Raw genomic sequence first — 13,976 nt, 5'->3', positions numbered from 1 at the left:
CTTTTATGAGCCAGAAATTCGACGTGGTAGTCATCGGTGCCGGCCCTGGCGGCTATGTTGCCGCCATCAAGGCTGCACAACTCGGCCTGAAAACCGCGTGCATCGAGAAGTACCAGGACAAGGACGGTAAGATTGCCCTCGGTGGTACCTGCCTGAACGTCGGTTGCATTCCTTCCAAGGCGCTGCTGGACAGTTCCTGGAAATACCACGAAGCCCATGACGGCTTCGCCGCTCACGGCATCAGCACCAAGGGCCTGAGCATCGACGTACCGGCCATGGTCGGTCGCAAGAACACCATCATCAAGAACCTGACTGGCGGCGTTGCTGGCCTGTTCAAGGCTAACGGTGTAACCCTGCTCGAAGGCCACGGCAAGCTGCTGGCTGGCAAGAAAGTCGAAGTCACCGACAAGGACGGCAAGACCTCCGTTGTCGAAGCCGAGAACGTGATCCTGGCATCCGGCTCGCGCCCGATCGACATCCCGCCGGCCCCGGTCGACCAAGACGTCATCGTCGACTCCACCGGCGCGCTGGAATTCCAATCGGTACCGAAGAAGCTGGGCGTCATCGGCGCCGGCGTCATCGGTCTGGAGCTGGGTTCGGTGTGGGCCCGTCTGGGCGCTGAAGTGACCGTACTCGAAGCGCTGGACAAGTTCCTGCCTGCCGCTGACGAAGCGGTTGCCAAGGAAGCCCTGAAGATCCTGACCAAGCAGGGCCTGCAGATCAAACTGGGCGCTCGCGTGACCGGTTCCGAAGTCAAGAAGAAGCAAGTCACCGTCAACTACACCGATTCCGAAGGCGAGCAGAAGATCGTTTTCGACAAGCTGATCGTTGCCGTTGGCCGTCGTCCTGTTACCACCGATCTGCTGGCTTCCGATAGCGGCGTTGATCTGGACGAGCGCGGCTACATCTTCGTCGATGACCAGTGCACCACCAGCGTTCCTGGCGTATACGCCATCGGTGACGTCGTGCGCGGCGCGATGCTCGCTCACAAGGCCTCGGAAGAGGGCGTGATGGTTGCCGAGCGTATCGCCGGTCACAAGGCGCAAATGAACTACGACCTGATCCCATCGGTCATCTATACCCACCCGGAAATTGCATGGGTTGGTAAAACCGAGCAGCAACTGAAGAGTGAAGGCGTTGCAGTCAACGTCGGTACCTTCCCGTTCGCAGCCAGCGGCCGTGCCATGGCAGCCAACGACACCGGCGGTTTCGTCAAGGTGATCGCCGATGCCAATACCGACCGCGTACTGGGTGTACACGTGATCGGCCCGAGCGCCGCAGAGCTGGTGCAGCAAGGCGCTATCGGTATGGAATTCGGTACCAGCGCTGAAGACCTGGGCATGATGGTCTTCTCGCACCCGACCCTGTCCGAAGCTCTGCACGAAGCAGCGCTCGCAGTAAACGGTGGCGCGATTCACATCGCCAACCGCAAAAAACGCTAAGAAGTCGTTCGTCTGGTGCCGGCCTACGGGTCGGCGTCGTGCAGACGATTTTTCGCGAAGCAGAACCACGGTGCATTGCCCGCGCAGGGCTCAGGCCTATGCGCGGAATGTGCGCCGGACTGCCTTGAGGCAGTCACAGGTGGTGCGGCACGTAAGTGCAGCACCGATGCGCAATACCTAAACGAAAACGGTAGACAAGCATGAATCTTCACGAGTATCAGGGTAAGCAGCTGTTCGCTGAATACGGCCTGCCCGTATCCAAGGGCTTCGCCGTAGACACCCCGGAAGCAGCAGCAGAAGCCTGCGAAAAAATCGGTGGTACCGAGTGGGTCGTCAAGGCTCAGGTACACGCTGGTGGCCGCGGTAAAGCGGGCGGTGTGAAACTGGTCAAGAGCAAGGAAGACGCCAAGGCTTTCGCCGCCAACTGGCTGGGCAAGCGTCTGGTGACCTATCAGACTGACGCCAATGGTCAGCCTGTCACCAAGATCCTGGTCGAGTCCTGCACCGATATCGCCAAGGAACTGTACCTAGGCGCGGTAGTTGATCGCTCCAGCCGTCGTATCGTGTTCATGGCTTCCACCGAAGGTGGCGTGGACATCGAGAAGATCGCTCACGAAACTCCTGAGAAGATCCTCAAGGCCACTATCGATCCGCTGGTCGGCGCTCAGCCGTTTCAGGGTCGCGAGCTGGCATTCCAGCTGGGCCTGGAAGGCAAGCAAGTCGCTCAGTTCGCCAAGATCTTCGTAGGTCTGGCCAAGCTGTTCAAGGATCACGACCTGGCTCTGCTGGAAGTGAACCCACTGGTCATCAAGGCCGACGGCGACCTGCACTGCCTGGACGCGAAGATCAACATCGACGCTAACGCCATGTACCGTCAGCCGAAGCTGAAGACCTTCCACGATCCGTCGCAAGACGACGCCCGTGAAGCTCATGCTGCCAAGTTCGAACTGAACTACGTTGCTCTCGAAGGCAACATCGGCTGCATGGTCAACGGTGCTGGCCTGGCCATGGGTACCATGGACATCGTCAACCTGCACGGCGGTAAGCCAGCCAACTTCCTCGACGTAGGCGGCGGTGCAACCAAAGAGCGCGTTACCGAAGCCTTCAAGATCATCCTGTCCGACAGCAACGTTGCTGCCGTTCTGGTGAACATCTTCGGCGGTATCGTTCGTTGCGACATGATTGCCGAAGGCATCATCGGTGCAGTGAAGGAAGTCGGCGTCAAGGTTCCGGTTGTCGTCCGTCTGGAAGGCAACAACGCTGAACTGGGTGCCAAAGTCCTGGCCGAAAGCGGCCTGAACATCATCGCGGCAACCAGCCTGACCGACGCTGCTCAGCAAGTCGTCAAAGCTGCGGAGGGCAAGTAATGAGCGTCCTGATCAATAAAGACACCAAGGTTATCTGCCAGGGTTTCACTGGTTCGCAAGGTACCTTCCACTCCGAGCAAGCCATCGCCTACGGCACCAAGATGGTTGGCGGCGTGACCCCAGGTAAAGGCGGCACTACCCACCTGAACCTGCCAGTGTTCAACACTGTGAAAGAAGCTGTAGAAGCTACCGGCGCTGACGCTTCGGTCATCTACGTTCCGGCTCCTTTCTGCAAAGATTCGATCCTGGAAGCTGCTTTCGGCGGCATCAAGCTAATCGTCTGCATCACCGAAGGCATTCCTACCCTGGACATGCTCGATGCCAAAGTTATCTGCGACGAGCTGGGCGTTACCCTGATCGGTCCTAACTGCCCAGGCGTGATCACTCCGGGCGAGTGCAAGATCGGCATCATGCCAGGTCACATCCACCTGCCAGGCAAAGTAGGCATCGTGTCGCGTTCCGGCACCCTGACCTATGAAGCCGTCAAGCAGACCACCGACGCCGGCTTCGGCCAGTCCACTTGCGTGGGCATTGGTGGTGACCCGATCCCAGGCTCCAACTTCATCGACATCCTGAAGCTGTTCCAGGAAGACCCGAAGACCGAAGCGATCGTCATGATCGGTGAGATCGGCGGTTCGGCTGAAGAAGAAGCGGCTGCCTACATCAAGGCTAACGTCACCAAGCCTGTAGTTTCCTACATCGCTGGTGTGACCGCTCCTCCCGGCAAGCGTATGGGCCATGCTGGCGCCATCATTTCCGGCGGCAAAGGCACTGCAGACGAGAAGTTCGCTGCACTGCAGGACGCTGGTGTGAAAACCGTGCGTTCCCTGGCTGACATCGGTAAGGCCCTGGCCGAGCTGACCGGTTGGGAAGTGAAGAAGGCGTAAGCCATCTGATCTGATCAAAGAAGGCCACCCTCGGGTGGCCTTTTTCGTTGAGGCGACGCAGACTTACAGGTCTTCGACAGTCTGTCCGGCAGTTTCGAGATGTCAGCCAATTTTCGTTACCATGCCGCCCCGGCATTCGCTCTGCCACAAGCAGACGAGCATTGCCTCCACTGGTCCGGCCCACGAGCCCGGGCAACGTTTCCCCTGATCCCGATGGAAACCCTCCGGAACATTTTTTGATTTTCTGCCTGTGGTATTCCCCTCTATGACTCGCTTGAAAAGCCTGGACATCCTGGCTCTCGGTTTCATGACGTTCGCGCTTTTTCTGGGTGCGGGCAACATCATCTTCCCGCCTAGTGCCGGCCTGTCCGCTGGTGAGAACATTGCCGCCGCGGCAATCGGCTTTCTGCTGACCGGTGTCGGTTTGCCGTTGCTCACGGTCGTGGCATTGGCTCGCGTGGGGGGTGGCTTGCCAACCTTGACCACGCCACTGGGGCGCTGGGCTGGTATTGCACTGGCCGTGGCTGTGTACCTGGCAATCGGCCCGCTATTTGCCACCCCGAGAACCGCGGTCGCGTCATTCGAGATCGGCATGCAGCCCTTTGTCGGCAACAGCGCAACGGCGCTGTTCGTGTATACCGTGGTGTATTTCGCGGCAGTGTTGTTCCTGTCGATCAACCCGGGCCGCCTGGTCGACCGGGTCGGCAAGTTCATCACCCCGGTTCTGATCGTTGCATTGATCGTGCTGGGTGGCGCAGCCCTGTTCGCCCCCGCAGGCGAAGTAGGCGAGGCCACGGGAGCTTACCGCAGCGAACCCCTTGTACAGGGCTTCCTGCAAGGCTACTTGACCATGGATGCCTTGGGTGCCCTGGTGTTCGGCATCGTGATAGCCAACGCGGTTCGTGCGCGGGGTATCAATGATCCTGGCCTGGTCACCCGTTATTGCGTGATTGCCGGCATCATAGCGGCGGTAGCGCTTTCGCTGGTTTACCTGTCGCTGTTTTACCTGGGCGCGACCAGCCATGAGCTGGCTGCTGGTGCGGAAAACGGCGGACAGATTCTCACCGCCTATGTGAATCAGACATTTGGAGCCTCGGGCTCGCTGCTTTTGGCTGTGGTGATCATCCTGGCTTGCATGACCACTGGTGTTGGGTTGCTGACCGCGTGCGGTGAGTTCTTCAGCGATTTGCTCAAGGTGCCGTATCGCGTTGTAGTGATTGCCTTGGCGGTGTTCAGTCTGGCGGTTTCCAATCAGGGGCTGACGCAACTGATCAGCGTCTCCGTTCCGGTGCTGGTCGGCCTTTATCCCCTGGCCATCGTGCTGGTGGCACTGAGTTTGGCAAGCCGCTTCTGGTTGTCGCAGAGCCTTGTATTCATACCCGTAATGGCGGTGACCCTGGTGTTCGGCATCGCCGACGGCATGAGCGCTGCTGGCTGGGCGGCCTACGTACCTGCGCTGTTTGCCCGTCTGCCGTTGGCCGCACAGAGCCTCGGTTGGCTTGTGCCGGTATTGGCTACTGTGATCATTGCGTGCGTGGTCGATCGGTTAATGGGGCGCAAACGCTCGATAATCGCCTGAGTCCTTTCGTCGTCCCCCAAGAGCCGCTCCGTTGAGCGGCTTTTTCATGACGTCCGTGGCTATAATCGCTCCAGCCTTACAAGGAGCTTGCATGCCTATCAGCGAAGAATATTTGCCGCACATACTGGCCGTTCTGTGGTTCGTCATCTGCTGGGGTGGCTATACCCGTTACGCCCAGGCGAAAGGTCGCACCACGCCCTGCCTGGCCAGCGTTCTGCACCTTTACCGAGAGGATTGGATGCGCCGCATGCTGCTGCGCGACAACCGCATCGCCGACGCCAATGTGATCGGCAACCTCGAGCGCAATGCCTCATTCTTCGCCTCCAGTACGCTGATCATTCTCGCCGGCATCCTCACCGTTCTCGGTGCTTCGGATCGCGCGGTGTCGCTGTTGGCTGATCTGCCGTTCGTGCAAGTCGCCAGCCGTGGCATGTCAGAAGCCAAGCTGCTCTGCCTGGGCGTGGTCTTCGTCTATGCCTTCTTCACCTTCAGCTGGTGCATGCGCCAGTACAATTTCGCTGCCGTACTGGTGGGTTCGGCGCCTATGATCGGTGAGCGACATGTTACCGAGCAGGAGCGCAAGGCGTTTGGCGAGCGAACTGCACGGGTCATATCGATGGCCGCCAACCAGTTCAACTATGGTCTGCGCGCATACTACTTTGGTATGGCGACCTTATCGTGGTTCATCAACCCCTGGTTCTTTATGTTGGTTTCTGCGGGGGTTGTGGTCGTGCTATACCGTCGCGAATTTCATTCCGATGTGCTGGAAGTGATGGTTTACACACAAACACCAACATTCGAGCCGGCCAAGGAGAAAACCGAATGAGTATTCCGTTCTGGTGCATATTCATCAGTGCCTTGCTGATCTTCGTGGCGAAGGCGCCGCTGGCCAAGGCGATGAAGGAGGAGGGTGGACGCTACGACAATCATCATCCGCGTGCGCAACAGGCACGCCTCACCGGCTTTGGCGCACGCGCGCTGGCTGCTCATCAGAACAGTTTCGAGGCGTTCCCGCTGTTTGCAGTAGGGGTATTGATGGCGCACGTCACCCAGAGCAGCGGCTGGCTGGTGGACTGGTTGGCGGTGATCTTCGTGGTCGCGCGCGTGCTGTATCTGCTCTTTTATTGGGCAGACCTGCATTGGCAACGCAGTGTGGTGTGGGCGGTCGGGATGGGTTGCACGCTGTTGCTGATGCTTACGCCAGCGTTACGGTAAAGCGGGGGGGTAAAGCGCGTTACCCGCAGCAGGCTGCGGGTAACGTGAAGATGACAGCTTATTGCTGTTGCTGATTCGGCGCAGCCGGTGCAGCTGGATCCGCAGGCGCTGCCGGCTCGGCAGGTGCGGGAGTGGTTGGCGGAGTCTGAGCGTCTTCCTGTTGCTCTTCAGCGCGTTCCTGAGCGGCTTCAGCTTCTTTCTGAGCAGCTTCGTTGCTCTCCTCAGCGGCGTCGTTCATCGACTCCTGAGCTTCGGTACGAGCTTCTTGAGCGTCTTCCGCTTTGTTTTCGGACGGCTTGTCACAGGCCGCAAGGCCCAGCGTGGCAGCCAGCATGAAGGCGTAAGCGACTGATTTTTGCATGGGGGTGTGTCTCCTTTGGGTAAATACCATTACGGTTTTTCGAGGCATCAAAGTGGGTATAAGTTCATTCCCTTTCCACTCGATGCCCGATAACGGATGGCCTGCACCCCGGAAAGCACCAATTCAGGGCCTGTCACAAAATCGGAAAATTCTCGACTTCTCGATGGAATGAACGCGCTTCGATGATTATCGTGACGCTCACTCCCGCGATGCTCACTGGAAAGTGAGCGCAGCTGACGCCGAATCTGGCTATTTATCTAAGGAAACTGAATGGACGCGTTGCTGATACTGGGCGGCCTGCTGCTGATACTCGTCGGTCTGGTATTACTGGTGATGCGCGGTTTCGCCACCAGCCTGCTGTGGGGTTGGGCTTGTCTGCTGCCACCTCTGACGCTGCTGTTCATCGTGCGCCACTGGCGCCGGGCTAGGCATGCGCTGGCCTGTTGCGCATTGGGTATGATCCCGCTGGTCGTCGGTCTGGCGGTGATGGCCGGTCACGATCCGCAGCGCCTGGAGGCGATCATCGGCCTGCAGTGGCTGCAGCCAGAGAAGCAGGCACCAGGCGGACTGCACATCCAGCTCAATGGCCAACTCAACGGCGAGCCTTTTGCTCCCCAGGAGGCCGAACTGATCGATGGCGTACTCAGCTTGCGCGAAGGGCAGGATTTCTTTGCGCGTCGTGAGCTGATCATTCGTGGCTTGCCGCTCGCTGTGGACGGTCTACGCCTTGATGTGCTGCCGGATGATCAAGGCCAGTTGCCGGAAATCGAGCTCAACTGGTTGTTGCCTGATCAGGACTTGCCCGAGGCGCGGCAGTTGAAGGCGGGATACACCTTGCACATCGATCTTCAGCCAGTAGAGCCCAATCGCCTGGTAGGGGATTTCCATCTGGTACTGCCGCCGCAGTTCGAAACCACGTTGAGCGGCAAGGTCGAGATGTTTCGCAATGGTCTGCGCTATCACGACGGCAAAGTGGATCTTACCGTCGACTCTCGCGACACGCTGGCCTACCTTCTCACCGACTACCTGCAGCGCCGCTTCACCACCCGAGATGTGCAGCTTTCGCCGCTGCCCGCTTCTGGCGTGACTGGCAGCAACCTGATGCTCGATGTCAGTGTTCGGATCAATGGCCGCGAACAGCGTTTGCCGGTCAGCCTGAGCAAGCATCCTCAGTTGGGTTGGCGTGTGGACGATGACCGCTTCGCCGAATTGCCAGCTGCGGTCACTACGGCACCTGCCGTTGCACCTGTTCAGCCCGCGGTGCCGCGCCAGCCCGAGGCTATGCAGGACCCACGTCGGGACTTCTCCCTGGTGCGCCTGCTCGGCGAGCCGCAACGCTACGTCAACCAGCCGATGCGGGTGTTCAGCGAAAAGGGCAGCTCCATTCAGGGGCAGTTTGCCGGGATCGAACAGGGGCAGGTCATTCTCAGGCAGCGCCTCAACGGCTCGGGCGAAGCACGCTTTGCCATGCCGGAAGCGGACATCGTCCATGTTGAGCTGCTGGATGAGTGATGTGAAGGTGACTTGAAGTTTTTCCACGCCGCCCCCACTTGATGGACATCCGCCGTACTGCGGCTTAGCCATCAATGTGGAGTTAGATGACCATGAGTGTGGAAACTCAAAAAGAAACCCTGGGCTTCCAGACAGAAGTGAAGCAACTGCTGCACCTCATGATTCACTCGCTGTATTCCAACAAGGAAATTTTCCTTCGCGAGTTGATCTCCAATGCCTCCGACGCCGTCGACAAGTTGCGTTTCGAGGCATTGGCCAAGCCCGAATTGCTTGAGGGTGGCGCTGATCTGAAGATCCGCGTGACCTTCGACAAAGACGCCAAGACCGTCACCCTCGAAGACAACGGCATCGGCATGAGTCGCGAAGAAACCATCGCGCATCTGGGTACCATTGCCAAGTCCGGCACTGCCGACTTCCTCAAGAATCTCTCCGGTGACCAGAAGAAAGACTCGAGCCTGATCGGTCAGTTCGGTGTGGGTTTCTACTCGGCGTTCATCGTGGCTGACAAGGTTGAAGTGTTCACCCGTCGCGCCGGTTTGCCGGCAGGCGAAGGCGTGCACTGGGCTTCGAAAGGCGAGGGCGACTTTGAAATCGCTACCGTCGAGAAAGCCGAGCGCGGTACTCGCATCGTGCTGCACCTCAAAAGTGAGGAAGTGGAATTTGCCGATGGCTGGCGCCTGCGTAACGTCATCAAGAAGTACTCCGACCATATCGGCCTACCGATTGAGCTGCCGAAAGAAAGCCATGGCGAAGAGCAGGACAAGCCTGCAGAGCCGGAGTGGGAAGTGGTCAACCGCGCCAGTGCACTGTGGACGCGGCCGCGCACCGAGGTTACCGACGAGCAGTACCAGGAGTTCTACAAACACGTTTCCCACGACTACGACAACCCGCTGAGCTGGAGCCACAACAAGGTCGAAGGCAAGCTGGAGTACACCTCGCTGCTGTACGTGCCCGGCCGTGCGCCGTTCGACCTGTACCAGCGTGAAGCGCCGCGCGGCCTGAAGCTCTATGTGCAGCGCGTGTTCATCATGGATCAGGCGGACGAGTTCCTGCCCCTGTACCTGCGCTTCATCAAGGGCGTGGTCGACTCCAACGACCTGTCGCTGAACGTCTCCCGGGAAATCCTCCAGAAGGATCCAGTGATCGACTCCATGAAGTCGGCACTGACCAAGCGCGTGCTGGACATGCTGGAGAAGCTGGCGAAGAACGATCCCGAGCAGTACAAGTCGTTCTGGAAGAACTTCGGCCAGGTGCTCAAAGAAGGCCCGGCGGAAGACTTCGCCAACAAGGAGAAGATCGCCGGCCTGCTGCGCTTCGCCTCCACTGCCGAAGGCGAGGGCGAGCAGGTGGTTTCCCTGGGCGACTACATCGGTCGTCTCAAGGAAGGCCAGGACAAGGTCTACTTCCTCACCGGCGAATCCTACGCGCAGGTCAAGAACAGCCCGCACCTGGAAGTCTTCCGCAAGAAAGGCATCGAAGTGCTGCTGCTCACCGACCGCATCGACGAGTGGCTGATGAGCTACCTCACCGAGTTCGACGGTAAATCGTTCGTCGATGTTGCCCGTGGTGACCTGGATCTGGGCTCGCTGGACTCGGAAGAGGACAAGAAGGCCCAGGAAGAAGTTGCCAAGAGCAAGGAGAGCCTGGTCGAGCGTCTCAAGGCTGCACTGGGTGAGCATGTTGCCGAAGTGCGCGTGTCCCACCGCCTGACCGATTCGCCAGCCATTCTGGCTATCGGCGAGCAGGATCTGGGCCTGCAGATGCGCCAGATTCTCGAGGCCAGCGGCCAGAAGGTGCCGGATTCGAAGCCGATCTTCGAATTCAACCCGAACCACCCGCTGATCGAGAAGCTGGATGCCGAGCCGGACGAAGATCGTTTTGGCGATCTGGCGCACATCCTCTTCGACCAGGCAGCGCTGGCTGCAGGCGACAGCCTGAAAGACCCGGCCGCCTACGTGCAGCGCCTGAACAAGCTGTTGGTCGAGCTCTCTGCTTGATCCGCTAGCCGCAATGCAAAGCGCCGCTCATCCGAGCGGCGTTTTTGCATCTGTTGTTTGGTGTCATGTTGCCTGCTACTCCGTAGCCTGGGTCGAGCGCAGCGACACCCGGGGAGATTTCCTGGGTATCGCGCTGCTCAACCCAGGCTACGGGGCGTCAGCTCAGCTCGTAGGATGGGGCTGGCCGCGTAGGTCGAGGAGCGAAGCGGCGATACCCATCAAAAAACCATCTACACGAAAAAGCCCCGTCATCCAGTAGATGACGGGGCTTCTGGTCGTACCGATTCAGCCGATCAAACGATGATGCCCTGGCTGCGCAGGTAGTCGTCGTAGGTGCCGCTGAAGTCGGTGACGCCGTTGTCCGACAGCTCGATGATGCGTGTGGCCAGGGAGCCGACGAACTCGCGGTCATGGCTGACGAAGACCAGCGTGCCTGGGTAGTTCTCCAGCGCCAGGTTGAGCGCTTCGATGGATTCCATGTCCAGGTGGTTGGTCGGTTCGTCCATCACCAGCACGTTGGGCTTTTGCAGGATCAGCTTCCCGAACAGCATGCGGCCTTGCTCACCACCGGAGATTACCTTGACCGACTTGAGGATCTCATCGTTGGAGAACAGCATGCGGCCCAAGGTGCCACGAATCACTTGCTCACCGGTTGTCCACTGACCCATCCAGTCGAACAAGGTCACGTCGTCTTCGAAATCGTGAGCGTGATCCTGAGCGTAATAGCCGATCTCGGCGCTTTCCGTCCACTTCACTGCACCGGCGTCCGGGCTCAGTTCACCGACCAGCGTGCGCAGCAGGGTGGTCTTGCCGATACCGTTGGGGCCGATGATCGCGACACGCTCGCCAGCTTCGACGGTGAAGCTGAAATTCTTGAACAGCGTCTTGCCGTCGAAGCCTTTGGACATCTGCTCGATGGTCACGGCCTGGCGGTGCAGTTTCTTGGTCTGCTCGAAACGGATGAACGGGCTGACCCGGCTCGACGGCTTGACCTCGGCCAGCTGGATCTTGTCGATCTGCTTTGCGCGGGAGGAGGCCTGTTTGGACTTCGAGGCGTTGGCCGAGAAGCGGCTGACGAAGCTCTGCAGTTCGTTGATCTGCGCTTTTTTCTTGGCGTTGTCCGACAGCAACTGCTCGCGCGACTGGGTCGCAGCGGTCATGTACTCGTCGTAGTTACCCGGGAACAGACGCAGCTCGCCGTAATCCAGATCCGCCATGTGGGTGCAGACCGAGTTCAGGAAGTGACGGTCGTGGGAAATGATGATCATGGTGCTGTTACGCGTCGTCAGGATCGTTTCCAGCCAGCGGATGGTATTGATATCCAGGTGGTTGGTCGGCTCATCCAGCAGTAGCACGTCCGGGTCGGAGAACAGCGCCTGAGCCAGCAGCACACGCAGTTTCCAGCCGGGAGCGACTTCGCTCATCGGGCCGAAATGCTGCTCCAACGGAATGCCCAGACCGAGCAGCAACTCGCCGGCACGGGATTCGGCGGTATAGCCATCCATTTCAGCGAACTCACCTTCGAGCTCGCCGACCTTCATGCCGTCTTCTTCACTCATTTCCGGCAGCGAGTAGATGCGGTCACGCTCGGCCTTGACCTTCCACAGCTCCTCGTGGCCCATGATCACGGTGTCGATCACGTTGAATTGCTCGTAGGCGAACTGATCCTGGCGCAGCTTACCGAGACGCACGTTCGGCTCGAGCATGACCTGGCCACCGGAGGGCTCGAGGTCGTCACCGAGAATTTTCATGAACGTCGACTTGCCGCAGCCATTGGCGCCGATCAGGCCGTAGCGGTTGCCGTTGTTGAACTTAACGGACACGTTCTCGAACAGCGGCTTGGCACCGAACTGCATCGTGATATTAGCTGTGGAAATCAAAGTGCTCTAACTCGCATGTTTCAGGGGTGTGGATTCAGTCTTGGGGCAGTTTTGGGGCAATTCGTAGCTTCTTCATCTCTGCCCAGTTGCTTTCGCCATCAATCCATCGGCATCGCGGGTCAGCAGAATCTGTATCGAATGGCCCAATTGCTGTGCAATAAAGGCCGGGGCCATGCCTGCCATCAGACACATAGTTGCGTAGGTGTGGCGCGCATTGTACGGAGGACGGTAACGAATACCCAGCGCTTTCAGGGATGGTCGTCACTGATGATGCCGGTCATTCGTCTGTTGGGCGTACAAGGCTTTGTTGTCGGGAGGAAAGCAAAAGGGTATGCGGGATTTTTTCTGGTGCCGGCTGTGCGGCGCTCGGCGAACGCCAAGGCTTCTTTTACAGTGCCTTGCAGCCAGCGAGCTGCAGATCGTGAATGAGGTGTGTCGATAAAAAGTCAGGCCCGTTGCCGCGGGATTCCCTTCGGTATCGGGCCTTTTGCGTTACTGAGCGTTCACAAACGCTACTTTTTATCTTCGCAATTGACTACCGAGGCATCGGTGATGATGTCCTTGTTGTCAGTGAAGAGGGTGATGCTGCAGAAGTAGTCGATGATGGTGACGTTGTCGTAGTAGCCAACATCACGGTAAATCGGTTGGCTGTAAGCCGGCATGATGCCTGTCATGCCTCTGCCACCAATGGTGACCCAGGTTTGTTGCTCACCAACATACTCTTCGCCCGTTTTGATGAATTCTTTCTCGGGGCTCAGGTGTGTCTGCAAGCGATTCCAGGTGTAGAGGCCGCCGCCCGAACCGTATGACGATGGCCCCATGCCCTGGTCGGGTTTGCCGAATACGGCGAAGGCGTTGCTGGCAGGTTGGCCTATCAGCAGCTTGGCTGCCTCCTGCACGTCGTTGCTGCTCTTGCTGCTTGGCGTCGAGCAAGCGCTCGCTGCAATTACCGCCATTGCCAGGCAAATTGTTCTGATTGGACTCACGCGATCACTCCTTGTGCATTGGTATCCATGCTGAGTCAGCATTGGGCATACCCTGAAAAATCACAGTAAAAACAAGCCATTCGTTCGTCAAGGCGAGCAGCATCAGGCTGATCAGGCCAGTAACAGCCAGCCGAGGCCGCTCAAGTAATGACCATGCCTGATGAGATAAATGCGATGTGTGTGGCTGAGACTGGGCTCTACGACACGCCAGGAAATCGCACGCCGGTAAATTCCAAGGCGAGTCGCTGACCTACGAGCGATTCACCAGATCGACGAGGTGGTTCAAGAGAAAGTCATTGCTGAACTGTGACAGGAAGGTCTCGGCTGACGAAAAGACGATCCACTGCCCGTGCTCTTTGCGGATGATCAGCGATGGATGCTCGGGAGACAGGTTGCTGACGATGACCCGCAGAGACGAGTCGACGATGTCGGGTTTGATATCAACGGTGTTCCCTGCGAGGACGATCTTGAGTGACTCGAGCTCGACTATCGCGCCGTCGAATGCATGCGCCTCTTCGGTTCGGATCAGGTCGAGGCCGCCAACGCCGGAAATATCGACATTGATCATCCTGAGCAGCTCGGCAAGCTGTTCCCTGGCCACGTCGATCTGCCTGTTCCGCTCGGCGATGGCGTCATCGGTTCTTTCTCGGTAAATCTTCAGGGCGATGACCAAATCACTCTTGCTTGCCATTCCGTTGGTTCCTCGGTGATGTCGTCTGACTTTAGTCCAGCATTTTGACAACTGCCAAA

At 58.5% G+C, this 13,976-nt stretch carries 12 protein-coding genes; 8 read left to right on the top strand and 4 right to left on the bottom strand.

From position 1 onward, the window contains the following. The first annotated feature begins 5 nt into the window (after positions 1–5). The 6 genes from lpdA (at position 6) to ACZ3GY_RS07640 (ending at position 6,490) form a co-directional block, all read left to right on the top strand. Positions 6–1,442: a dihydrolipoyl dehydrogenase gene (lpdA, locus tag ACZ3GY_RS07665; RefSeq protein WP_465909548.1), complete on the top strand. Its 1,437-nt coding sequence runs from the start codon at positions 6–8 to the stop codon at positions 1,440–1,442. Between the two features lie 200 nt (positions 1,443–1,642). Then, complete coding sequence (gene sucC / locus ACZ3GY_RS07660) at positions 1,643–2,809, top strand: ADP-forming succinate--CoA ligase subunit beta (RefSeq protein WP_042553713.1); 1,167 nt, start codon at positions 1,643–1,645, stop codon at positions 2,807–2,809. Beyond that, entirely contained in the window at positions 2,809–3,696 is an 888-nt protein-coding gene (gene sucD, locus ACZ3GY_RS07655; protein WP_463564772.1) for a succinate--CoA ligase subunit alpha, read from the top strand. The genes sucC and sucD overlap by 1 nt, the downstream gene beginning before the upstream one ends. Positions 3,697–3,961: 265 nt before the next feature. Next, complete coding sequence (gene brnQ / locus ACZ3GY_RS07650) at positions 3,962–5,275, top strand: branched-chain amino acid transport system II carrier protein (protein WP_465909546.1); 1,314 nt, start codon at positions 3,962–3,964, stop codon at positions 5,273–5,275. 91 nt (positions 5,276–5,366) lie between these two features. Further along, positions 5,367–6,101 (top strand): DUF599 domain-containing protein, encoded by a 735-nt coding sequence (locus ACZ3GY_RS07645; RefSeq protein ID WP_463564774.1) that lies wholly within the window; start codon positions 5,367–5,369, stop codon positions 6,099–6,101. Beyond that, complete coding sequence (locus ACZ3GY_RS07640) at positions 6,098–6,490, top strand: MAPEG family protein (protein WP_463564775.1); 393 nt, start codon at positions 6,098–6,100, stop codon at positions 6,488–6,490. Before ACZ3GY_RS07645 ends, ACZ3GY_RS07640 begins: the two co-directional genes overlap by 4 nt. A gap of 58 nt (positions 6,491–6,548) precedes the next feature. Here ACZ3GY_RS07640 and ACZ3GY_RS07635 read toward each other — a convergent pair whose 3' ends face one another. Next, complete coding sequence (locus ACZ3GY_RS07635) at positions 6,549–6,851, bottom strand: hypothetical protein (protein WP_225832597.1); 303 nt, start codon at positions 6,849–6,851, stop codon at positions 6,549–6,551. Positions 6,852–7,121: 270 nt separating this feature from the next. Here ACZ3GY_RS07635 and ACZ3GY_RS07630 point away from each other — a divergent pair, with 270 nt between their 5' ends. Together ACZ3GY_RS07630 and htpG are read left to right on the top strand one after the other, a co-directional pair. Continuing rightward, the gene (locus tag ACZ3GY_RS07630; RefSeq protein ID WP_463564776.1) at positions 7,122–8,363 is read left to right on the top strand and encodes an MFS transporter; all 1,242 of its coding nucleotides are present in this window, start codon (positions 7,122–7,124) and stop codon (positions 8,361–8,363) included. Positions 8,364–8,455: 92 nt separating this feature from the next. Further along, a complete protein-coding gene (gene htpG, locus ACZ3GY_RS07625) occupies positions 8,456–10,360 on the top strand; it encodes a molecular chaperone HtpG (RefSeq protein WP_465909545.1) in 1,905 nt (634 codons plus the stop codon). 293 nt (positions 10,361–10,653) lie between these two features. Here the strand turns inward: htpG and ACZ3GY_RS07620 are convergent, their stop codons facing one another. The 3 genes from ACZ3GY_RS07620 to ACZ3GY_RS07610 all read right to left on the bottom strand — a co-directional run bounded on the left by ACZ3GY_RS07620 (position 10,654) and on the right by ACZ3GY_RS07610 (position 13,917). Further along, the gene (locus ACZ3GY_RS07620) at positions 10,654–12,240 is read right to left on the bottom strand and encodes an ABC-F family ATPase (RefSeq protein ID WP_225832592.1); all 1,587 of its coding nucleotides are present in this window, start codon (positions 12,238–12,240) and stop codon (positions 10,654–10,656) included. Positions 12,241–12,752: 512 nt separating this feature from the next. Then, positions 12,753–13,226 (bottom strand): hypothetical protein, encoded by a 474-nt coding sequence (locus tag ACZ3GY_RS07615; RefSeq protein WP_465909543.1) that lies wholly within the window; start codon positions 13,224–13,226, stop codon positions 12,753–12,755. Positions 13,227–13,476: 250 nt separating this feature from the next. Then, positions 13,477–13,917: a hypothetical protein gene (locus ACZ3GY_RS07610; protein ID WP_463564779.1), complete on the bottom strand. Its 441-nt coding sequence runs from the start codon at positions 13,915–13,917 to the stop codon at positions 13,477–13,479. Between the last annotated feature and the right edge of the window lie 59 nt (positions 13,918–13,976).

The sequence above is a fragment of the Pseudomonas sp. PME37.24/006 genome, assembly GCF_055556635.1.
The sequence above is the reverse complement of the archived record's forward strand: the minus strand, read 5'-3'. Positions and strand labels throughout refer to the sequence as shown.